The sequence below is a fragment of the Diaphorobacter caeni genome, from assembly GCF_015354245.1.
In the GTDB taxonomy this organism is placed as follows: domain Bacteria; phylum Pseudomonadota; class Gammaproteobacteria; order Burkholderiales; family Burkholderiaceae_C; genus Diaphorobacter_A; species Diaphorobacter_A caeni.
In genome coordinates this window covers 44761-64759 of record NZ_JADKYZ010000001.1, presented here as the reverse complement: position 1 = coordinate 64759, position 19999 = coordinate 44761, and the positions used below count along the sequence as shown (strand labels likewise).

The 19999-nt window shown below is 64.4% G+C and carries 19 protein-coding genes; 8 read left to right on the top strand and 11 right to left on the bottom strand.

The features are described from left to right. Positions 1 to 43 precede the first annotated feature (43 nt). The 9 genes from ISG32_RS00295 to trpE form a co-directional block, all read right to left on the bottom strand. On the bottom strand, positions 44 to 691 hold the full coding sequence (locus tag ISG32_RS00295; RefSeq protein WP_194769045.1) for a CDP-alcohol phosphatidyltransferase family protein: 648 nt from the start codon (positions 689 to 691) through the stop codon (positions 44 to 46). A 132-nt stretch (positions 692 to 823) separates the two neighbouring features. After that, positions 824 to 1561 carry a uracil-DNA glycosylase gene (locus ISG32_RS00290; protein WP_194769044.1) on the bottom strand — a complete coding sequence of 246 codons (738 nt, stop codon included), beginning with the start codon at positions 1559 to 1561 and terminating at the stop codon, positions 824 to 826. 70 nt (positions 1562 to 1631) lie between these two features. Then, a complete protein-coding gene (locus tag ISG32_RS00285; protein ID WP_194769043.1) occupies positions 1632 to 3149 on the bottom strand; it encodes a choice-of-anchor U domain-containing protein in 1518 nt (505 codons plus the stop codon). 26 nt (positions 3150 to 3175) lie between these two features. Beyond that, a complete protein-coding gene (locus ISG32_RS00280; protein WP_228529506.1) occupies positions 3176 to 3937 on the bottom strand; it encodes a right-handed parallel beta-helix repeat-containing protein in 762 nt (253 codons plus the stop codon). A 172-nt stretch (positions 3938 to 4109) separates the two neighbouring features. Further along, positions 4110 to 4910, bottom strand: coding sequence for an indole-3-glycerol phosphate synthase TrpC (trpC, locus tag ISG32_RS00275; protein WP_194769042.1), 801 nt, complete (start codon positions 4908 to 4910; stop codon positions 4110 to 4112). Between the two features lie 22 nt (positions 4911 to 4932). Next, entirely contained in the window at positions 4933 to 5964 is a 1032-nt protein-coding gene (trpD, locus tag ISG32_RS00270) for an anthranilate phosphoribosyltransferase (RefSeq protein ID WP_194769041.1), read from the bottom strand. A 32-nt stretch (positions 5965 to 5996) separates the two neighbouring features. Next, the gene (locus ISG32_RS00265; protein WP_228529505.1) at positions 5997 to 6590 is read right to left on the bottom strand and encodes an anthranilate synthase component II; all 594 of its coding nucleotides are present in this window, start codon (positions 6588 to 6590) and stop codon (positions 5997 to 5999) included. Continuing rightward, a complete protein-coding gene (locus tag ISG32_RS00260; protein ID WP_194769040.1) occupies positions 6587 to 6940 on the bottom strand; it encodes a chorismate mutase in 354 nt (117 codons plus the stop codon). The genes ISG32_RS00265 and ISG32_RS00260 overlap by 4 nt, the downstream gene beginning before the upstream one ends. Positions 6941 to 6945: 5 nt before the next feature. Further along, entirely contained in the window at positions 6946 to 8445 is a 1500-nt protein-coding gene (trpE, locus tag ISG32_RS00255) for an anthranilate synthase component I (protein WP_194769039.1), read from the bottom strand. Positions 8446 to 8828: 383 nt separating this feature from the next. Between trpE and ISG32_RS00250 the strand changes: the two genes are divergently transcribed. Together ISG32_RS00250 and ISG32_RS00245 are read left to right on the top strand one after the other, a co-directional pair. Beyond that, on the top strand, positions 8829 to 9437 hold the full coding sequence (locus ISG32_RS00250; RefSeq protein ID WP_228529503.1) for a chalcone isomerase family protein: 609 nt from the start codon (positions 8829 to 8831) through the stop codon (positions 9435 to 9437). A gap of 294 nt (positions 9438 to 9731) precedes the next feature. Beyond that, entirely contained in the window at positions 9732 to 11501 is a 1770-nt protein-coding gene (locus ISG32_RS00245; protein WP_194769038.1) for a methyl-accepting chemotaxis protein, read from the top strand. An 81-nt stretch (positions 11502 to 11582) separates the two neighbouring features. Here the strand turns inward: ISG32_RS00245 and ISG32_RS00240 are convergent, their stop codons facing one another. Continuing rightward, on the bottom strand, positions 11583 to 12290 hold the full coding sequence (locus ISG32_RS00240; RefSeq protein ID WP_194769037.1) for a phosphoglycolate phosphatase: 708 nt from the start codon (positions 12288 to 12290) through the stop codon (positions 11583 to 11585). A 224-nt stretch (positions 12291 to 12514) separates the two neighbouring features. Here ISG32_RS00240 and ISG32_RS00235 point away from each other — a divergent pair, with 224 nt between their 5' ends. After that, the gene (locus ISG32_RS00235; RefSeq protein ID WP_194769036.1) at positions 12515 to 12883 is read left to right on the top strand and encodes a hypothetical protein; all 369 of its coding nucleotides are present in this window, start codon (positions 12515 to 12517) and stop codon (positions 12881 to 12883) included. A 100-nt stretch (positions 12884 to 12983) separates the two neighbouring features. Here ISG32_RS00235 and rpe read toward each other — a convergent pair whose 3' ends face one another. Continuing rightward, positions 12984 to 13673 carry a ribulose-phosphate 3-epimerase gene (gene rpe, locus ISG32_RS00230; RefSeq protein ID WP_194769035.1) on the bottom strand — a complete coding sequence of 230 codons (690 nt, stop codon included), beginning with the start codon at positions 13671 to 13673 and terminating at the stop codon, positions 12984 to 12986. A gap of 130 nt (positions 13674 to 13803) precedes the next feature. Here rpe and apaG point away from each other — a divergent pair, with 130 nt between their 5' ends. The 5 genes from apaG to thiL all read left to right on the top strand — a co-directional run bounded on the left by apaG (position 13804) and on the right by thiL (position 19977). Beyond that, entirely contained in the window at positions 13804 to 14211 is a 408-nt protein-coding gene (gene apaG, locus ISG32_RS00225) for a Co2+/Mg2+ efflux protein ApaG (RefSeq protein WP_194769034.1), read from the top strand. Then, complete coding sequence (locus ISG32_RS00220) at positions 14208 to 16205, top strand: site-specific recombinase (RefSeq protein ID WP_194769033.1); 1998 nt, start codon at positions 14208 to 14210, stop codon at positions 16203 to 16205. Before apaG ends, ISG32_RS00220 begins: the two co-directional genes overlap by 4 nt. A 240-nt stretch (positions 16206 to 16445) precedes the next feature. Continuing rightward, positions 16446 to 17705 carry a cation:proton antiporter gene (locus ISG32_RS00215; RefSeq protein ID WP_194769032.1) on the top strand — a complete coding sequence of 420 codons (1260 nt, stop codon included), beginning with the start codon at positions 16446 to 16448 and terminating at the stop codon, positions 17703 to 17705. After that, a complete protein-coding gene (locus ISG32_RS00210; RefSeq protein WP_194769031.1) occupies positions 17695 to 18813 on the top strand; it encodes a YbdK family carboxylate-amine ligase in 1119 nt (372 codons plus the stop codon). Before ISG32_RS00215 ends, ISG32_RS00210 begins: the two co-directional genes overlap by 11 nt. A gap of 198 nt (positions 18814 to 19011) precedes the next feature. Continuing rightward, the gene (gene thiL / locus ISG32_RS00205) at positions 19012 to 19977 is read left to right on the top strand and encodes a thiamine-phosphate kinase (RefSeq protein ID WP_194769030.1); all 966 of its coding nucleotides are present in this window, start codon (positions 19012 to 19014) and stop codon (positions 19975 to 19977) included. Positions 19978 to 19999 lie beyond the last annotated feature (22 nt).

Here is a 19999-nt window from a genome sequence, read left to right as displayed (position 1 = left end):
AAACCCGATGATGACGATGATGTGAACGATGGATTCCGCGCACTCAGCGTGCCGTGCGCGCCGTGGATACGCCGTTTCTGATCCGGTTGAAGATGGTTCGCAGCAGCAGCCCGGCGACGACGGCCAGCAGCACGCTGCAGATGTGGGAGAGCAGTTGCGGCGATGCGCCCAGCATGGGCGCGGCCACCAGCACCACGGCGATCAGGCCGAACGCGAACGCCCGGTCGCTCTTGCCCATGGGGCCGTCATAGCGGCGCTCGGCACCCACCAGCGGCGCCATCACGCCCGCGTATTCGCTGAGCCCCGCCAGAAACACGACCGCGAACAGCAGCCACGGATCGATGGCCGCAAAAGCGGCGAAGCATGCATAGAGCGCGGTGTCGGAGACCACATCGCAAAGCTCGTTGTAGTACGCGCCGAGCGTCGACTGCTGTCCAAACTCGCGCGCGAGCATGCCGTCGATGGCATTGAAGGCCATGCGCACCAGCATCCATGCGGGAAACAGCAGCAGCCACGCGGAGGGGATGCCGCTGCGGAAGTGAAAAAAGTAGAGAAAAGCCGCGAGACACACCGAGACGAACATCGCCGTCAGCGTCACCTGATTGGCGGTGAACCCTGCGCGATGCAGTCCGCTCACCAGCGGTCTCAGAAGGTTCTGAAATGCAGGCTTCAGTTGATAGATCGATGGCATCTGAATGCAGTGATTCGTGCAGGTCATCCAACCCGTTCGCCGCATTCTACGCACGCCGCGCGCCGCGCCGTCTGCGTGTTTGCGCGCATGCCGGAGCGCACGCGCAAACGCCCCCAGAGCGGGTTGACGATCTCAGGTCGCGTTGCGTTCGCGGAACTCGCGCGCCTTGCCGAAGTGCCCGTTGCCGATGAAAGGCACGGGCGGGCGCAGCGCCGACAGCGGAGAGGGGTGGTTGCTCATCAGCACAAGATGACCGCGATCCTGCGGAATGAAGGCGCGTTTGGATTGCGCGTGGTTGCCCCACAGCATGAAGACCACCGGCTTGTCGCCCATTGCCACGTGCTTGATGACCGCATCGGTCAGCAGCTCCCAGCCCTTGCCCGAGTGGCTCGCGGCCTGGCCTTCCTCGACCGTGAGGCAGGTGTTGAGCAGCAGCACGCCGTGCGTCGCCCACTTCACCAGACTGCCGCCCGGATCGGGAAAGGGCGGGAAAGGCGTGCCGAGGTCGCGCTGCATTTCCTTGAAGATGTTCTGCAGCGAAGGCGGCACGCGCACACCCGGCGCCACGGAAAACGCCAGCCCCTCGGCCTGGCCGCGACCATGGTACGGGTCCTGTCCGAGGATCACCACGCGCACCTCTTCGGGCGGTGTGAGTTCGAGCGCGCGCAGCGGTTTGGGCGGAAAAATCACCGCGCCCGCATCCAGCCGCGATTGCAGATGTGCGAGCAGCGACTGGCCTTTGGCGCTGGCAAAGAAATCATCCACCAGCGGCTGCCATCCGGCGGCCACCGACCAGTCGGCGGGCGACGCGCTGGTCAGCTGGGTGATCGAAGCATCGGGGTCGTTGAAGAGTGCGTCTAGCGTGCTCATGAAGCGGCGGAATCATCCGGTAGTGCTGCCCTGCAGCGTAGGCCGCAAGGATACCGGATGAATGCACGCATCAGCGGCGCAGCGGATGCCGGCGCCGCATTGCGGCCAGCGACAGCATCAGCCCGGCACCCAGCAGCGCCCACAGATCCCACACCGGCACGGGAATGCCGCCAGCGGAGCTGCCGGGCGTCACCATCACGCCGCCGGGGTCCGCGATCACGCCGTTTGCCGACAGGTCATCGTCCCCTTCTGCGCCATCGATGAGCGTGAGCGTGTAGCTGCTGCCCGATGCGCTGAAGCCGGCAAATGCATACCAGTGCGGCGCGCTGTTCGACGGCGTGGGGCCGTACTTCCAGTACTGCGCGCCGGCGGGAATCGCCTGTGCGAGCGTGACCGTCAACTGCGCCGTCGCACCCGGCACGCAGCCGCTGGCCGATACGTTGAGCAAGCCGAACGGGAACGCTGCAGCGCCTTGCGGCGGCGGCACGGGTGCGCTCGTTGCCGGCACAAAACCCGACACGGGCTGCAGCACGCAGCTCGTGGCCGAGCCCCCGGCCCCGCTGAGCGCAATGGCGGCGCTGCCGAGGCCCGCACCACCTGCCGTCGGCACCGACACGACCGCGCCGTTCGATCCCGTGATCGGCACGGCAAAGCTCACACTGTTGGAAGCCGGACCAGTCGTTGAGGCCGTGGTGGCAGCAACCGTGCAGTTATAGGCGGCCGCTGCCGTCAGCCCCGCCACCGTGACGGGCGAAGCGGCCGCGCTGCCCGTGAGCGCCGCACCACCGCCCTGCGGCGTGCATTGCGCGGCGTAGCCCGTCACCGTCTGCATCGGCACGCTGGCCACAGGCGTGAAGGTCAGTGCCACACTCGTGCCTTGAACGAAGTAGCTGAGGATGGTGGGTGCGCCCAATTGCGCCGCCGGTGCGCCGCTGTTGATGCTGACCGCATCCACGCCAAAGAACAGGCTCTGGCGATTGTCGACTTCGGCGATGCGCAGCCGGATCGTCTGCCCGGCATAGGCGGAGAGATCCAGGGTCACCGTCTGGTAGCCGCCCGCCTGCACCTGATGCGTGGGCGTCGCCCCCGCCGCAGGCCACTGGAACACATTGGCCAGCACGCCGGCGCCTACATCGTCGAGCGCTGCAGCAGGCTTCATCACGTCAATGCGTGCCTGCTGGTTGGGCGCCGCCTGCGTGTAGTCCAGCGACGCGGGGGCTGCGGCGAGGCTGCTCGCGCTCTGTACATAGACCTGCGCGCTCAGCGCCGCCGGATATCCGGCCGGGATGGCGACATCCTGGTAGATGACATGACTGCCGGGACCAGGCTGGTCGCTCATGGCGGCAAAGCTGCCTTGCGGCGGCGCGGCGACGGTCACTGGTGTGGCTGCGCTTTTGGTGCCTTGCTGTGCGAGAAATCCTCCGACCGAGCCACCTTGCGCAAAGGTCTGCCAACCGGGAAACGACGCGGTGCCGACGCCCCCATTCGTTTCAAAACCACCATTGGCCAGCAGTTCCGTGGCGTATCCGGTATTCAAGGCCGCAGCCGACAACAACAACCCCGCTCCCAAATTCTGGAGGCATTTCATGGCTCGTGGCTCCGTACTGCGAGCGCTCAGCGTTCGTAGATGATGTCGGTGGGCGAACTGGGCTCGGTATTGCCTTCGAACCGGTTGTTGTTGAAGGAAATGATCTTTCCGGTGCTCGGTGTGTCGTCATCCTTCAGGAGGCTGAACGCCTGATGGCTGCCGGAGATGGTGGTGTTGGACACATAAACCACGCTTGCATCGCTCTTCAAGTGGATGGCTGCGCTGCTGTCAGTGGTCCCGGAGTTCACGTTGTAGATCGAGGTGTTCTGGACGAACACTTTGGCCTCCGCGCCGGGGTCAATGAGAATGCCTGCTCTGGATGCCGTCTGGATCTTCACGTTCTCGATGAATACCTGATCCGCCTTGATAATCCGGATCGCGTTCAGTCCGAGGGTCGTTCCACTCCCCGTCAGCGACAGGTTCCTGAGCACCACCGTCCCGCCGGTGGGCAGATTGATGTTGATGGCGTTGGTGGCAGAGAAGAGGATGCTGCCGATGGAGCCTTGGCTGCCATCCAGAATGATGGGCTTGGTGATGGTGACGGCTCCGAACCCGCCCGGATCCAGAACGTCGATCTCGCCTCCCGAAGCCGTCTTGCTGATGGCACCCGCAAACGTCTGGCAGGGCGCCGTTCGGCTACAAGGGTTGACATCGTCGCCCACGCCGGAAACCCATGTACGCGTGGCCTGCGCATGCGCACCGGCGGAAAGGAATGCCATCCCGGCGAGAACCGCGCAAGCCGCAAGACGTGCGCGCACTGTTTTCCCTATCGACGCAATGATCTGCATGACCGCTCACCCGTAGTGATTTATTCTTGAGGAGCGCAGTATCACGCAACGGATTTGCGGTGGATTATATTGAATTTATGTTATTTTACCATTGGAACGACAATCCAATAGATTTCAATATTCGCCCGTTTCCTGAGTCTTTCACTCAATGCCATGTCCCGATTTCGGCGGTTCAGGCAAACAGCTTGGCCAATGCCTCGCCCGGCTCATCCGCGCGCATGAACGCCTCGCCAACCAAAAATGCGTTGATGCCCGCATCGCGCATGGTCTTCACATCGGCGGGCGCGAGAATGCCGGACTCCGTGACCAGCAGCTTCTCCGCAGGCACGCGCTTTTGCAGATCGAGCGTGGTCTGCAGGCTCACTTCAAACGTGCGCAGATTGCGGTTGTTGATGCCCAGAAGCGGGGTCTTCAACTTCAGCGCACGGTCGAGCTCTTCGCCGTCGTGCACTTCCACCAGCACCGCCATGTCGAGGCTGCGCGCGATGTTTTCCATCTCCACCATCTGCGCATCGTCGAGGCAGGCGGCGATCAGCAGAACGCAATCGGCGCCCATCGCGCGCGATTCGTAAATCTGGTACGGATCGACCATGAAATCCTTGCGCAGCACCGGCAGCATGCAGCTTGCGCGCGCCTGCTTCAGGTAGTCGGGCTGGCCTTGGAAGAACTGGCGATCGGTCAGCACCGACAGACAGGCCGCGCTCACCTTGCCGTTGCCTTCTGCATAACTCTGTGCGATGTCGGCGGGAATGAAGTCTTCGCGGATCACGCCCTTGCTCGGGCTGGCCTTCTTCACCTCGGCGATGACGGCGGCCTGGCCCTTGTCGATCTTGGCCTTGAGTGCGCCCAGAAAGTCACGCGTGAGCACGCGGCTTTCCGCATCGGCGCGCATGGCTTCAAACGACATGCGCTTCTTCGCGGCGGCGACTTCCTCAAGTTTGACGTCGCAAATCTTCTTCAAAATATCTGACATATCGTGTTCTCCGCGCGCCGTATCAGGCAGCGCATTTCTGCGTGAATTGCACCAGCTCTTCGAGCTTCCTGAGAGCCGCGCCGCTGTCCAGCGCCGCCCGTGCCTTGTTGAGTCCATCCTCGATCGAGGATGCCACATTGGCGGCATAAAGCGCAGCACCCGCATTCAGGCAGACGATGTCGCGCGCCGGGCCGTCATCGCCATTCAGCACGCCCATCAGCATGGCCTTGGATTCTTCGGGCGTCTCCACACGGAAGGCACGCGTGCCGACCATACGCAGGCCGAAATCTTCGGGATGCACTTCATATTCGCGCACCACGCCGTCTTTCAATTCGCCGACAAGCGTCCCCGCACCCAGGCTGATTTCATCGAGCCCATCGCGGCCATACACCACGATGGCGTGTTCTGCGCCCAGACGCTGCAACGCACGCACCTGAATGCCGACGAGGTCTTCGTGGAACACGCCCATCAAAATGTTGGGCGCACTGGCCGGATTGGTGAGCGGGCCGAGGATGTTGAAGATGGTGCGCACGCCCAGTTCCTTGCGCACCGGCGCGACGTTCTTCATCGCGGGGTGGTGGTTGGGCGCGAACATGAAGCCGATGCCGACTTCTGCAATGCTTTGCGCGATCTGCTCGGACTTCAGGTTGATGTTCACGCCCAGCGCTTCCATCACGTCCGCGCTGCCCGACTTGCTGCTCACGCTGCGCCCGCCGTGCTTGCTGACCTTGCCGCCCGCCGCAGCAATCACGAACGTGGAGCAGGTGGAGATATTGAAGGTGTTGGCACCGTCGCCGCCCGTGCCGACGATGTCGACGAGGTTCTGCTTGCTCGCGACGTTGACCTTGTTGGAGAACTCGCGCATCACTTCAGCCGCAGCCGAAATCTCGCCAATGGTTTCCTTCTTCACGCGCAGGCCGGTGATGATGGAGGCAGTCATCACGGGCGACATCTCGCCGCGCATGATCATGCGCATCAGGTGCAGCATTTCGTCGTGAAAAATTTCGCGGTGTTCGATGGTGCGCTGAAGCGCTTCCTGAGGGGTGATCGACATGGTTCGTGAACCTCTTGTTCTTGCGTCGTGCTTCAGCGTTGTTCGAGAAAGTTTTTCAGCATGGCGTGGCCGTGCTCGGTGAGGATGCTTTCCGGGTGGAATTGCACGCCCTCCACTGCCAGAGTCTTGTGGCGCACGCCCTGAATCTCGCCGTCTTCGCTGGTCGCGGTAACTTCCAGCACATCGGGGCAGGTCTTCTTGTCGATGACCAGCGAGTGGTAACGGTTGACGGTGAACTCCTTGGGCAGATCGGCAAACACGCCTTTCTGATCGGTGGAGATCACGCTGGTCTTGCCGTGCATCTGCTGCACCGCGCGGATGATGTCGCCACCAAACGCCGCGCCAATCGCCTGATGCCCAAGGCACACGCCCAGCACCGGCAGCTTGCCCGCAAAGTGCTTGATGGTGTCCACAGAAATGCCCGCTTCGTTCGGCGAGCAGGGGCCGGGCGAGATCACGATGCGCGTGATGCCTTCGCGTTCGACCAGCGCCTTCACGTCGTCAAGCGTCGCTTCGTCGTTGCGCACCACGTGCACGTCCGCGCCCAGCTCGGCAAGGTACTGCACGATGTTGTAGGTGAAGCTGTCGTAGTTATCCACCATCAGCAGCTTGATTTTGGAAGTCATGATGCGTTGCTCCCGGATTCGTTTCTGGGCTTCAGGCCCTCGGCGCGCATGCGCGCCAGTTCTTCGTGTTCGTAGTCGATGTAGCAGGCGATCATTGCGCGGTAGATGCGCTCGATGAGATCGGCGTTGCCGCCTTCGCGTTCCGCCTGCGGGCGCACGCGCTCGATGATGGCGTCGATCCGGTCCTGATCAAACACCAGGTTCTCGTCGTTCTTTACCTTGGCCGCCTGCGTCATGTAGCCACCGCGCTCCACCAGCAGCGGCACCAGAATGTCGTCCAGCGCATTCACGCCAGCGCGCACATCGGTCATCGTTTCGCAGTTCTTCACTTTGTCAATTGCGCGGGCCATCTTGTTCACTCGAGTCCTTCTTCCACCAACTCCGATGCACGCAGAAGCGCACGCGCCTTGTGCTCGGTTTCTTTCCATTCCAGCTCGGGCACCGAATCGGCCACCACACCAGCCGCGGCCTGCACATACAGCATGCCGTCTTTGACGATGGCGGTGCGAATCGCAATCGCCAGATCCATGTCGCCCGCATAGCTCAGGTAACCGCACGCACCACCATAAATGCCGCGCTTGGTCGGCTCCAGCTTGTCGATGATTTCCATCGCGTGCACCTTGGGCGCGCCGGTCAGCGTGCCTGCGGGGAACGTCGCCTTGAGCACGTCCATGCTGGTCATGCCGTCGTTCAAAATGCCTTCCACGTTGCTGACGATGTGCATCACGTGGCTGTAGCGTTCCACGGCAAAAGCCTCGGTCACCTTCACGGTGCCGGTCTTGGCGATGCGGCCGATGTCGTTGCGCGCGAGGTCGATGAGCATCACGTGCTCGGCGCGCTCCTTCGGGTCGTTGATGAGTTCTTGCTCGACCGCCTTGTCGCTCTCGGGCGTTGCACCGCGCGGACGCGTTCCGGCCAGCGGGCGAATCGTCACCTTGTGGCCTTCAGGCACGGCTTCGTGGCGCACCAGAATTTCCGGGCTTGCGCCCACCACCTGAAAATCGCCGAAGTTGTAGTAATACATGTACGGCGATGGGTTCAGCGAACGCAGCGCCCGGTACAGCGACAGCGGGCTTTCGGTGTACCGCTTGTGAATGCGCTGGCCGACCTGCACCTGCATGAAGTCGCCCGCAGCGATCAGCTCCTTGGCCTCGCCCACGGCCTTGAGGTAGTCGGCCTTGGCAAAGCTGCGCTCGGCGGGATGGTTCTCGGTGGCCCGCACGACCGGGGCGCTCACCGAGTACTTGAGCTGCTCCTTCAACTCGCGCAGACGCTTCTTGCCCTTGGCATAGGCCTCGGGCTGCGAAGGGTCGGCGTAGACGATGAGATAAAGCTTGCCCGAAAGGTTGTCGATGACGGCGACTTCCTCGCACTGCAGCAGCAGAATGTCGGGGCAGCCCAGCGTGTCGGGCGGGCACGAGTTTTCGAGTTTCTTCTCGATGTAGCGCACGGCGTCATAGCCGAAATAGCCGGCGAGACCGCCGCAGAAGCGCGGCAGGCCCGGGCTCAGCGCGACCTTGAAGCGCTTCTGGTATTCGGCGATGAAGTCGAGCGGATTGCCCGCGGCGGACTCGACCACCTGACCGTCGGTGACGACCTCCGTCTTGGCCGCTGCGCCGAAGCCGCTCGCGCGCAGCAGCGTGCGCGCCGGCAGGCCGATGAAGCTGTAGCGGCCAAAGCGCTCGCCACCGACCACGGATTCGAGCAGAAAACTGTTCGTGCCGTCGCCACGCGCGTGGGAGAGTTTGAGGTAGAGAGACAGCGGAGTTTCGAGGTCCGCAAAGGCTTCGGCGATCAGCGGAATGCGGTTGAAGCCTTCCGAGGCCAGACTTTTGAATTCAAGTTCTGTAATCACAGGTGAGTTCCCAGCTCTGCAACACATGCGGCGCGCGCTTTCGTTTCAGCGGCCTGAGGGTGTGTTGCGGATTCATTCAATTTCCGCTTCCTCGTGCAGGAAGCGACGGGTGCACGCTGGGTGTGCCCCAGGTGCTTCACGACATCGATGACGCAGGCTTACGCCAGGGCCAAGCTCCCCGGTCTCCCGAACCTGCAATTGCGATGCGATGAATGAACATAGGCCGTCAGTGTAGCAAGACTGGATGACATTCCGACGTTGCGCACTGCACAACCCCGCCGGAATCCGTGGAAAACTGCGCGAAAACCCTGTGGCCGCCTTCGGAAATTTGTCTCAAACTGGGATGATAAAAGCACGCTCGTTCTATTATTGGGAGACAAACGATGATTTCATCCACCCGTCGTGCGCTGGTTCTGGCACCGCTCGCCTGTGCGCTGGCCTCGGTGTCCACCGGCCTTGCCCATGCCGCGTCCGCCATGGAGGTCGGCGGCGTCACGTTCGCCGCGAGCCAGCAAGTGCAGCAGAGCACGCTGCAGCTCAATGGCGCGGGCGTGCGCTACAAGGCGGTGTTCAAGGTCTACGCCGCAGGGCTCTATCTCGAGAAGCCCGCGAGCACGCCCGCCGAGGTGTTCTCCATGTCCGGCCCCAAGCGGCTCATGGTGAGCATGCTGCGCGAGATCGATTCGTCCGAGCTCGGCAAGCTGTTCTCGCGCGGCATGGAAGACAACATGGACAAGGCGGCCTTCTCCAAGCTGGTGCCGGGCGTGCTGCGCATGAGCCAGATCTTCTCGGAGCACAAGAAGCTGCAGGCGGGCGACGTCTTCATGGTCGACTGGGTGCCGGGCACGGGCACCATCATCACCGTGCGCGGCCAGCAGCAGGGCGAGCCGTTCAAGGAGCCCGAATTCTTCAACGCCCTGCTGGGCATCTGGCTGGGCCCGCAACCGGCGGACTGGAAACTCAAGGATGGCCTGCTCGGGAAGAAAGCCTGACGGGACGGGAGGTGCCAGCGAGCACGAACGAATGCGAGCCGCTGACACAATTTGACAAAAATTCACCCCTGACACTCGGCGCCATGGACAATGCCCCAAAATCCATAGCAAACCCAGCCGAGATGCTTGAAACCTTCGTCAAACCAACCTCCAAAATCACCACACAAACTGGGTCTTGTCGTCAAAAAGCATCAACTCCTCGGTATGGCAGTTTTTCAATTTGCGTTTGTTGTTAGAAACTATTACTGATTTGAGAGTGCTTGACTCTCATTGCATGCCCGGAAGGACTACTTGATGAGACTCGCCAACGCCAAGGTCGGAGTGCGCCTGGGCTTTGCCTTCAGCCTGATTCTGTTGATCACCCTCGTCATCGCCGGCATCGGCGTGTGGCGCCTGCAGGAGCTCGCCGACACCACCCGGCAACTCACCACGACCGACAACGACCGCTTGCGCGCAGCCGTCACGTGGCACAACTCGGTCGAGCAGAACTGGCTGCGCACGCAGACCGCGCTGCTCGACACCGACATCGGCAACCTCAAGACCTGGCGCGAAGAGATCCGCAAGACCATGGAAGATGCCGAAGTCGCGCGCAAGGTCATCGCGGATCTGACCTCGGGCGGGGAAGGCATCAGCCTGCTCAGGGAAATCGAAGCATCGCGCGACATCTATCGCAAGCTGCGCGAGTCGCTGCTCAATCGACGCGACGGCGGCGAAGACGTGACCCAGCAGCTCGAGACCGAACTCAAGGCGGCGGCGAACAACTACATCGGCGCCATCATGCGCATGGAGGAGCGCCAGACGGCCCTCTACGAGCAGACCCGCCACGAAGCCGACCAGAAGGCCGCGCAGGGCCGCCAGATTCTGATCGTCTGCTCCGTCATCGCGCTGCTGCTGGGCATCGTGCTGTCTTATCTGCTGACGCGCTCGATCACCGGCCCGCTGCAGCTGGCCGCGCAGCGCGCGGGCCAGATCGCGGAAGGCGACCTCACCCAGCCCATCGTCGCCAACGGCAAGGACGAAGCCGCGCGCCTGCTGCAGGCGCTGCAGTACATGCAGAACAATCTCTCGCAACTGGTCTCGGACGTGCGCGCCAATGCCGAGAGCGTGGCGATCGCCAGCGCCGAGATCTCCCAGGGCAACAACAACCTGTCCTCGCGCACCGAGCAGCAGGCCAGCGCGCTCGAGGAAACCGCCGCGTCCATGGAAGAGCTTGGCTCCACCGTGCGCCAGAACGCCGACAACGCGCGCCAGGCCAACCATCTCGCGATGAACGCCAGCTCGGTCGCCGTGCAGGGCGGCAACGTGGTGGCGGAAGTGGTCGACACGATGAAGGGCATCAACGACTCCAGCCGCAAGATCTCCGACATCATCGGCGTGATCGACGGCATCGCCTTCCAGACCAACATCCTCGCGCTCAACGCCGCCGTGGAAGCAGCGCGCGCCGGTGAGCAGGGTCGCGGCTTCGCGGTGGTGGCGGGTGAGGTGCGCGTGCTCGCGCAGCGCAGTGCCGAAGCGGCCAAGGAAATCAAGTCGCTGATCAACGCCAGCGTCGAGCGCGTCGAGCAGGGCACGCACCTGGTCGACAAGGCCGGCGAGACCATGACCGAAGTGGTCAACGCGATCCGCCGCGTCACCGACATCATGGGCGAGATCAGCGCCGCCAGCAGCGAACAGAGCGCGGGCGTGAGCCAGGTCGGCGAGGCCATCACCCAGATGGACCACGCCACGCAGCAGAACGCCGCACTGGTCGAGGAAAGCGCCGCGGCGGCCGACAGCCTCAAGACCCAGGCAGCGCAGCTGGTGCAGGCCGTGGCCGTGTTCCGCGTCTCTCAAGAGCATGAGCATGACCACAACTACGCCCAGGCCCTGCAGCAGCGCAAGTCCGCAGCGCTGGGCGCGGAGCAGCGCATGCAGTCGCGACACCCTGCCTCGGTCACGCACAGCGCCCCGCAGACCCTGGGTCAGCGCAACTTCAGCGCCACGCCGAACAGCGTGGCCGCGTCGGTGCAGCGCATCAAGGAACGCAATGCGACGGACAGTCACGATCAGTGGGAGAGCTTCTGAGCTCCTGAGTCGCTTCGCGCCTCCCCCGGCTCTCGACGCGCATGGCGTCGGGCCAGGGCTCGCAGCCATGCTTCGCGGAGCCTAGCGCGCGGTCAGCTCCATCAGCGAATCCACGAACGCATCCGCGTTCACCGCGCGGATCGGCTCACCGTGGTTGTACCCGTAGGTGACCAACACCACGGGGCAACCGGCACCACGCGCCGCCTGCGCGTCGTTGCTGGAGTCGCCCACCATCAGCGTCTTCGCGGGCGCGGTTCCCAGCGCCTCGCAGGTCTTCACGAGTGGCATCGGATCGGGCTTCTTGCGCTCGAAGGCATCGCCGCCGAACACGTGACCGAAGTAGCCGTGCAGCCCCTTGGCCTTGAGCAGCTCGTGCGCGAAGGCGGTCGGCTTGTTGGTGAGGCAGGCCAGCGGATAGCCCGCTTTCGCCAGCGCCGCAACTCCTTCCGCCACGCCGGGATAGAGCGTCGAGAACTGCCCGTTGACGCGTTCATAGTGCCACTGGTAACGCTCCCAGGCCTCGGGCATCAGGCGTGCCACGGTGGCGCTCACCTGCGGCTCGCCGGCCTCGGTCAGCACATGCGTGAGCACCGAGTGCAGCAAGTGCTCCGAGCCCTTGCCGACCATGTGCTCGATGTGGCGTGCGTCCAGAGCAGGCAGCTTCAGGTCGTCCAGCATGCCGTCGATGGCCTTGGCGAAGTCTCCCAGCGTATCGACCATGGTCCCGTCGAGGTCGATCATCACGGCCACGCAGGAGCGCAGCAGATGGGGAGCGGAAGCGGTTTCCATAACTCAAACCTTTCAAATGTTCAGCGGCAAGTATTGGTGACAATCTGAATCCGACAGACGTCAAGAAGCCGCCAATTGTCCGTGCTGTCCGACATTCCAAGCGCCGGGAGGCGTACAAAAATGCGTCGTTTCAGCTCTTATGCTGGATTCAACCGGCCCGCGCGGGCATCCGGATTCTGTACTTCCGGCCCGTGGGTGCCCACATTTTTCCAGGAGGTTTCACCATGCGTTTTTCGCTCTCCACTTCGGCCGCGCTGCGCGCCATTCCCGTGGCGCTGCTGATGGGCTTCGCGACCGTCGGCGCTCAGGCAGCCAAGTCCCACGCCGCCCCAAGCGAAGCGGGCTGCTCTTCTCAGAATCAGCAGATCTGCCAGCGCGAGGCGGCAGCCGCACGCCAGGCCGGCCGCAGCGGCCAGCTCACCGCCCCTGACTCCCAAGCGCAGGAGCGCAATGCGATGGCTCGCTGCGCCGTCTTTAAGACCGACGAAGGCCGCAGCGACTGCGAAGCGCGCGTGCGCAATGCGCGCTCCTCCGGCTCGGTGAACGGCGGCGGCGAGCTGCTCGAGGCGACGACACCGGTCCGCAGCAAGTAATCCGGCCCCTCCCCATGACAAAGAGGCGCCCGTGGGCGCCTCTTTGCTTTGCTGGAGTGGCCACTCACCGAGCCAGGCGGCTCAGAGCGTGTTGACGCTCTCAGGCGCGTGTTCCGAGTTCCTTGCGCATCTTGGCGATTTCGGCGGCGTAGTCGCTCTTGCCGAAGATCGCGCTGCCCGCGACGAACGTGTCGGCACCGGCATCGGCCACGCGGCGGATGTTGTCCACCTTGACGCCGCCGTCCACCTCCAGCCGGATGTCCTTGCCCGATGCGTCGATGCGCTTGCGTGCCTCTTCGATCTTGCGCAGGGCCGAGTCGATGAAGCTCTGGCCGCCGAAGCCGGGGTTGACGCTCATGATCAGAATGAGGTCGATCTCGTCGATCATCCAGTCCAGCACGTCGAGCGACGCGGCGGGGTTGAACACCAGACCGGCCTTCACGCCCTTGGACTTGATCGCCTGCACGCTGCGGTGCACGTGGGCGGACGCGTCGGGGTGAAAGCTGATGTAGTCGGCTCCGGCGTCGGCGAAGGCGGCGGCGAGCGCGTCCACGGGCTCGATCATCAGGTGCACGTCGACCGGCACGGCCACGCCGGCGGCGGTCTTGGCGTGCGGCTTGAGCGCCTGACAGATCATCGGGCCGAACGTGAGATTGGGCACGTAATGGTTGTCCATCACGTCAAAGTGGATCCAGTCGGAGCCGGCGGCGATCACGTCGCGCACTTCTTCACCCAGACGGGCGAAGTCGGCGGAAAGAATCGAGGGTGCGATGCGGAATTGGGAGGTCATCCCCCGATTTTCGCAGCAACCCGTTCCCTTTGCTGAGGCTCGGCCGTCTGAGAGACGTTTGACGACCCTCGCCCATCACGCCAGCTGGGGTTTTCAGGGGCTTTTTCCTGCATCCCGTTACCATTGCGGCATGCCCAAATACCAATTCGCGGTCGAGGTGTTCCCCGAGTACCTGCCCGACCAATCCGATCCAGAACGCGAAGTCTTCGGCTTCGCCTATACGATCACCGTGACCAACACGGGCGACGTGCCCGCCCAGCTGATCTCGCGCCACTGGATCATCAGCGACTCGCGCGGTCACACCGAAGAGGTCAAGGGCCTCGGCGTCGTCGGCCAGCAGCCCCTGCTGCGGCCCGGCGAATCGTTCCAGTACACCAGCGGCTGCCGTCTGCGCACGGCATCCGGCACCATGCACGGCAGTTATTTCTGCGTGGCCGAAGACGGCGAGCAGTTCACCAGCCCGATCAGCCTGTTCGCGCTCGAAGCGCTGCGCGGCGGCAGCCACGACAGCTCCTCCTCCCACCGGGTGCTCCATTGAAGAAACGCGCAGAGAACAACGCCAAGTCGCTCGCGCAGCTCCTCACCCCCATCGATCCCAAGGCCTCCCTCGCACAGCGCAATCTGCAACTGATCGCGCTGCTCGACTGGGTCCGTGGCGACAGCCAGTCGGTGGAGGCCGCAGCCGGGCGCGTGAACGAGCTCGTGTCCATGGCCGAGCAGTCCCCCGTGCTGCGCGAACGCCTGCAGCGGTGGTGGCAGGCCATAGTGGAGTCGGTGGACATCACTATGCTGCTGGCCGACTTCGGCTTTGCACAGCGCACCTCGATGTTCAGCGAACTGGCCGAGCGCCTGCGCCACAAGCTGCTGCCGAACAACCCCGACACCATCGACGCGTCCGAGCTGTTCATGGCTTCGCTGCACAGCGAGTTCGACGCGCGCTGGCTGGGCGCGCTCGACGAGGACCTGATCAATCGCCTGAGCCTCGTGCTCACCCCCGAGCACGAACTCACGGACGGCGCGACGCGCTGGAAACATGCGCTGGCCGACGCCATCACCTACTGCGCGGGCAACATCCTCGCAACCGGCTTCGCGCCCGAGCTGCGCCTTCGCATGACCGAGGAAATGCGCGACGCGCAGCCGTTTCACGCGCTCATCAGCGATGCGGAGAGCCTGCGTGTGGAGGTGCTGCACCCACTGCGCACCACCAACCGGCTCGACGCCACGGTCGCGCGTCTGCGCGAGCGGCTGGACGCCTGTCGCAACGCGGCCAACTCGGTCTACACGCACTTCGAGGACAACGGCATTTCCGTGGGCCTCGTGTTCCGCATCCGCCAGTTGCGCGCGCGGATTCTGCGGGTGCGCGAACTGCTCGAATGCCTGCTCTCGCCCAAGCCCGCCGTGGCCGCCACGCGGTTGATGGCGCGCCTGGTGAGCGTGAGCCGCGAGCGCCGCAGCCTGAAGGCGCTGTTCACAGCCAACTCGTCGCTGCTCGCCGCCAAGGTGGCCGAGCGCAATGCCGAGACCGGCTCGCACTACATCACGCGCACGCCCTCGGAGTATTTTGCGATGGTGGCCAAGGCCGCCGGTGGTGGCCTCGTGATGGCCTTCACCACGCTGATCAAGTTCTGGCTCTACACGTTTGCGTTCTCCGCGTTCTGGAGCGGCTTCTGGGCCGGCGTGAACTACGCGGCGAGCTTCGTGCTGGTGCAGCTGCTTCACTTCACCGTCGCCACCAAGCAGCCCGCGATGACGGCGCCCGCGATGGCGGCAAAGCTCAAGGACATCGAGAGCGAGGGCAGCGAGGAAGCCTTCGTCGACGAGGTCACCCACCTCGTGCGCTCGCAGGTCGCGGCGATTCTCGGCAACGTGCTGATCGTGTTTCCGGCGGTGCTCGGCATCACGCTGCTGCTGGCCAGACTGTTCGGCCATTCGACCATCAGCGAGAAGGAAGCGCAGCACGTGATCGACTCGCTCAAGCCCTGGGGTGGCTCGCTGCTGTTCGCGGCGTTCACCGGCGTGCTGCTGTTCAGCTCGAGCATCTTCGCGGGCTGGGTCGAGAACTGGTTCGTGCTGCACCGCCTCGATGCCGCGATCCACTACAACCCGCGCATCACCCGCACCATCGGCGCCGCGCGCGCGGCACGCATCGCACGCTTTCTGCGCAACAACCTGTCCGGGCTTGCGGCGAACATTTCGCTCGGCTTCATGCTCGGTCTGGTGCCGGTGATCGCGGCGTTCTTCGGGCTGGGACTCGATGTGCGCCACGTCACGCTGTCCACCGGCCAGATGGCAGCGGCCGCCTCCGCGCTCGGCCCCGAAGTACTGCACATGTCCGCGTTCTGGTGGTCGATGGCGACGCTGCCGTTCATCGGAGCGCTCAACGTGCTGGTGAGCTTCTACCTCGCGTTCCTGCTCGCGCTGCGGGCGCAGAACGTGACGGGCGTGGAGCGCTCGCGGATTGCGCGCGCGCTTCGCAGACGCATATTCCATTCTCCGCTGAGCTTTTTTGCGCCATCCCGCACCAACGTCTGATATCGTGTGCGCCATCACACCATGAATCGACGGCCCACCGGGCATAGCAACCTCCCGATTCATGGAGACACACGGCGGTCACCCTTCCAGGCCCAGTGCTGAAAAGGGGTTCGCTCACCGTGCTTCGGCACTGACTCATCGGTTCGCCGATTCCGCCACCCGCGCCATCGCGCGCGGCGAGCGGGCAGCGCGAACATCCACTCGCGCTGCACCTCGGCGAACGATCAGAGGACAGCAAACATGAATGAGCTGATGAGTTTCTGGGGGCAGTGGCTGCGCCCCTCCGCGGGACTGCCGACGGTGCAATGGGCGCTGTTGCTGGCGGTGGCTTCCACCTGCGGATATCTGGTGTATCGCCATACCGGCCTGCCCAAGGTGGTGGGTTACTCCATCGTCGGCATGGTGGCCGGGTTGCTGGGCTTCAGCGGCGCGCAATGGCCGCTGCAGGGCATCGGCCTGTTCATCATGGAACTCGCGATCTCCATCGTGCTGTTCGATGCGGGCGGACGCATCCCTTGGCGCTGGTTCCGCCACAACCCGATGGTGCTGGTGCAGAGCATCGCCGAGTCGGCGCTCACCTATTTCGCTGTCTTCTGGACCATGCTGTGGCTGAACGTGCCCAGAGAGGCTGCAGGCCCCATCGCGCTGGTCGCCATGGCCGCGTCGCCCGCCGTGGTCTCGCGCGTCGTGGCCGACACGCGCGCGGCCGGTCCCGTGACGGATCGCGCCATGGTGCTCGCGACGCTGTCCACGCTCTATGCGCTCACCTTCGGCGGCGCGCATGCCGAGATGCTCAGCCGCCCCGGCAGCGGCTTCTTCGAGGTGGTGCCGCCGGTGCTGGTGATGTTCGGCGTGTCCATCGTCGTGGGCGCCCTGCTCTCGGGCCTGATCCGCATCGCGCTGCGCTACATGAGCCCAGCGAGCGAGAACACCTCGATTCTCGTGCTTTCGCTGATCGCCGCGAGCACCGCCATCGCCGCGCATCTGGGCGGCTCCGCACCACTGGCGGCGCTGATCGGCGGCATGCTCATCAAGCAGCTGCATCCACGCCCCTGGGCGCTGCCCCGGCAGTTCGGCACGGCGTCTTCGGTGCTCACCATGCTGATGTTCGTGCTCGTGTCCACCGTGGCCGCGCAGGCGGACTGGAACCTCGCGATCGCCGGCACGGTCCTCACGCTGATCGTCGTGCGGCTCGTGGCCAAGGCGCTCGGCGTGGGCATCGGCAACATCGGCACCGGCGCGAGCTGGCGACAGGCGGTCTGGGTGGGCGCGACGATGATGCCGATGTCCTCGATCGCGCTGCTGATCGCTTCGCAGTTCATGGCGGCCTCGGCCGCCACCGGAGAGGTCATCTCCAGCATCGCGCTGCCCACCATCCTGCTCATGGAAGTGTTCGGCGCGGTGATCGCCACGGTCGCGCTCTACCGCGCCGGAGAAACCCACAAGCCCTGGGCCGAGCTGCCCGCGGCCAAGTCCGGAGACGATCCACGTGAGTCTTGAAGCCTTCCACCATTCCGAACCGCTGACGCTGGGCGTGGAGCTCGAGCTGCAGCTCGTCAACACGCACGACTACGACCTCGCGCCCTACGCCGAGGACATGCTGCGCCTGATGCTCAAGACGCCGCTGCCCGGCAGCGTGGTGCCCGAGATGACCAACTCGATGATCGAGATCTCGACCGACGTCTGCCATTCGTGCAGCGAGGTGCTCAGCCAGCTCACGCCGATCCGCGACGCGCTGGTCAAGAGCGCCGACAAGCTCAACATCGCCGTGGTCGGTGGCGGCACGCACCCGTTCCAGCAGTGGCACGAGCGCCGCATCTACGACAAGCCGCGCTTTCACGAGCTCTCGGCGCTCTACGGCTACCTCACCAAGCAGTTCACCATCTTCGGCCAGCACGTGCACATCGGCTGCCCCGACGCCGATGCCGCGCTGCTGATGCTGCACCGCATGTCGCGCTACATCCCGCACTGCATCGCGCTGTCGGCCTCCAGCCCCTACGTGCAGGGGCAGGACACGCAGTTCGACTCGGCGCGTCTCAACTCGGTGTTCGCATTTCCGCTCTCGGGCCGTGCGCCCTGCGTGCTGCACTGGAGCGAGTTCGAGAACTACTTCGACAAGATGACGCACACCGGCGTCGTCAAGAGCATGAAGGACTTCTACTGGGACATCCGCCCCAAGCCCGAGTACGGCACCATCGAGATCCGCGTGTTCGACACCCCACTGACCATCGAACGCGCCGCCGCGCTCGCGGGCTATGTGCAGTCGCTCGGCGCATGGTTCCTCAACGAGCAGCCGTTCACGCCCGAGGAAGACGACTACCTCGTCTACACCTACAACCGCTTCCAGGCCTGCCGCTTCGGGCTCGACGCCGTGTACGTCGACCCGCCCACCGGCACGCACATGCAACTGCGCGACCACATTCTGCAGACCATGGACAGGATCGCCCCCTATGCCGAGGCACAGGGCGCGACGGGTGCGCTGCAGCTGCTGCGCGCCGATGTCGAGGCAGGACAGAACGACGCGCGCTGGCTGCGCGATCGCCAGCGCGAGGAGCAGATGCTCGCCGAAGTGAGCCGTCAGGCGTCGCTGAAATTCCGAGGCGCTTGAGACGTACCTCTGGAGGCCGCTGTCCACCGGTCACGGTGAGAGCGCACTCGCCTCGCCTCGCCCCACCCTGCCGCACAGCACAGCACAGCACGACACTGCACTGCACCGCGCCTTTCGATGTGGTGAAAGATGGCAAAAACATGCCCGCGGCATTCGCACTTCTCCATTGCGCACAGGGGGATGCCCTATGCTTCGCACATGGGTGAATTTGATCTGATCGCGCGCTATTTCACGCGCCCCGTCCGTCGCGCCGCACTTGGCGTGGGCGATGATTGCGCATTGCTGCGCGTGGCTCCCGGCATGCAGCTTGCGGTGTCCAGCGACATGCTGGTCGCGGGGCGGCATTTCTTCGACGATGTGGACCCCGTCCATCTGGGCCACAAGTCGCTGGCCGTGAACCTCAGCGATCTCGCCGCCTGCGGCGCGAAGCCGCTGGCCTTCACGCTCGCGCTCTCGCTGCCCGAGGCCAACGAGGTCTGGCTCAAGGGCTTCGCCGAAGGGCTGCTCGCGCTGGCCGACGCGCACGAGATCGAGCTCGTGGGCGGCGACACCACACACGGCCCGCTCAACATCTGCATCACCGTGTTCGGCGAAGTGCCGTCCGGCAAGGCCCTGCTGCGCAGCGGCGCCAGGCCCGGCGACGACATCTGGGTGAGCGGCACGCTTGGCGATGCGCGGCTTGCGCTCGACGCGCTACTCGGCAAGATCGACCTGCCGCCCGACGCGCTCAGCGCCGCGCGCCTGCGCCTCGAATGCCCCACGCCGCGCGTCGCGCTCGGCACGGCGCTGCGCGGCATCGCGAGCAGCGCGCTCGACGTCAGCGACGGCCTGCTCGGTGATCTCTCGCACATCCTCGAGCAGTCGCAGGTAGGCGCCGACATCGACGCCGATGCGGCCCTGCAGACCATGGCCGCTCGCAAGTCGACTCTGATCCTGCCGGACGCACAGTGGTACCAGTGCGCGCTCGCGGGCGGGGATGACTACGAACTGGCCTTCACCGCGCCAGCGGACCGTCGCGATCAGGTGCTCGCGGCGGCCAGTGAGACCCGCACGCCGGTCACCCGCATTGGCCACGTCACCGCCGCACCCGGCATCCGCGTGCTGGATGCGCAGGGAAATACGCTGCCCCAGCAGAAATGGTCCTCGTTCGATCATTTTGCATAGCGCGCTGTTAGCATGGGGTTTG

Bases quoted from the DNA above. Each gene is read 5' to 3' on its own strand.
- ISG32_RS00295 (WP_194769045.1), bottom strand. From the start codon at position 691: ATGCCATCGATCTATCAACTGAAGCCTGCATTTCAGAACCTTCTGAGA.
- ISG32_RS00290 (WP_194769044.1), bottom strand. From the start codon at position 1,561: ATGAGCACGCTAGACGCACTCTTCAACGACCCCGATGCTTCGATCACC.
- ISG32_RS00285 (WP_194769043.1), bottom strand. From the start codon at position 3,149: ATGAAATGCCTCCAGAATTTGGGAGCGGGGTTGTTGTTGTCGGCTGCG.
- ISG32_RS00280 (WP_228529506.1), bottom strand. From the start codon at position 3,937: ATGCAGATCATTGCGTCGATAGGGAAAACAGTGCGCGCACGTCTTGCG.
- trpC (WP_194769042.1), bottom strand. From the start codon at position 4,910: ATGTCAGATATTTTGAAGAAGATTTGCGACGTCAAACTTGAGGAAGTC.
- trpD (WP_194769041.1), bottom strand. From the start codon at position 5,964: ATGTCGATCACCCCTCAGGAAGCGCTTCAGCGCACCATCGAACACCGC.
- ISG32_RS00265 (WP_228529505.1), bottom strand. From the start codon at position 6,590: ATGACTTCCAAAATCAAGCTGCTGATGGTGGATAACTACGACAGCTTC.
- ISG32_RS00260 (WP_194769040.1), bottom strand. From the start codon at position 6,940: ATGGCCCGCGCAATTGACAAAGTGAAGAACTGCGAAACGATGACCGAT.
- ISG32_RS00250 (WP_228529503.1), top strand. From the start codon at position 8,829: ATGATTTCATCCACCCGTCGTGCGCTGGTTCTGGCACCGCTCGCCTGT.
- ISG32_RS00245 (WP_194769038.1), top strand. From the start codon at position 9,732: ATGAGACTCGCCAACGCCAAGGTCGGAGTGCGCCTGGGCTTTGCCTTC.
- ISG32_RS00240 (WP_194769037.1), bottom strand. From the start codon at position 12,290: ATGGAAACCGCTTCCGCTCCCCATCTGCTGCGCTCCTGCGTGGCCGTG.
- ISG32_RS00235 (WP_194769036.1), top strand. From the start codon at position 12,515: ATGCGTTTTTCGCTCTCCACTTCGGCCGCGCTGCGCGCCATTCCCGTG.
- rpe (WP_194769035.1), bottom strand. From the start codon at position 13,673: ATGACCTCCCAATTCCGCATCGCACCCTCGATTCTTTCCGCCGACTTC.
- apaG (WP_194769034.1), top strand. From the start codon at position 13,804: ATGCCCAAATACCAATTCGCGGTCGAGGTGTTCCCCGAGTACCTGCCC.
- ISG32_RS00215 (WP_194769032.1), top strand. From the start codon at position 16,446: ATGAATGAGCTGATGAGTTTCTGGGGGCAGTGGCTGCGCCCCTCCGCG.
- thiL (WP_194769030.1), top strand. From the start codon at position 19,012: ATGGGTGAATTTGATCTGATCGCGCGCTATTTCACGCGCCCCGTCCGT.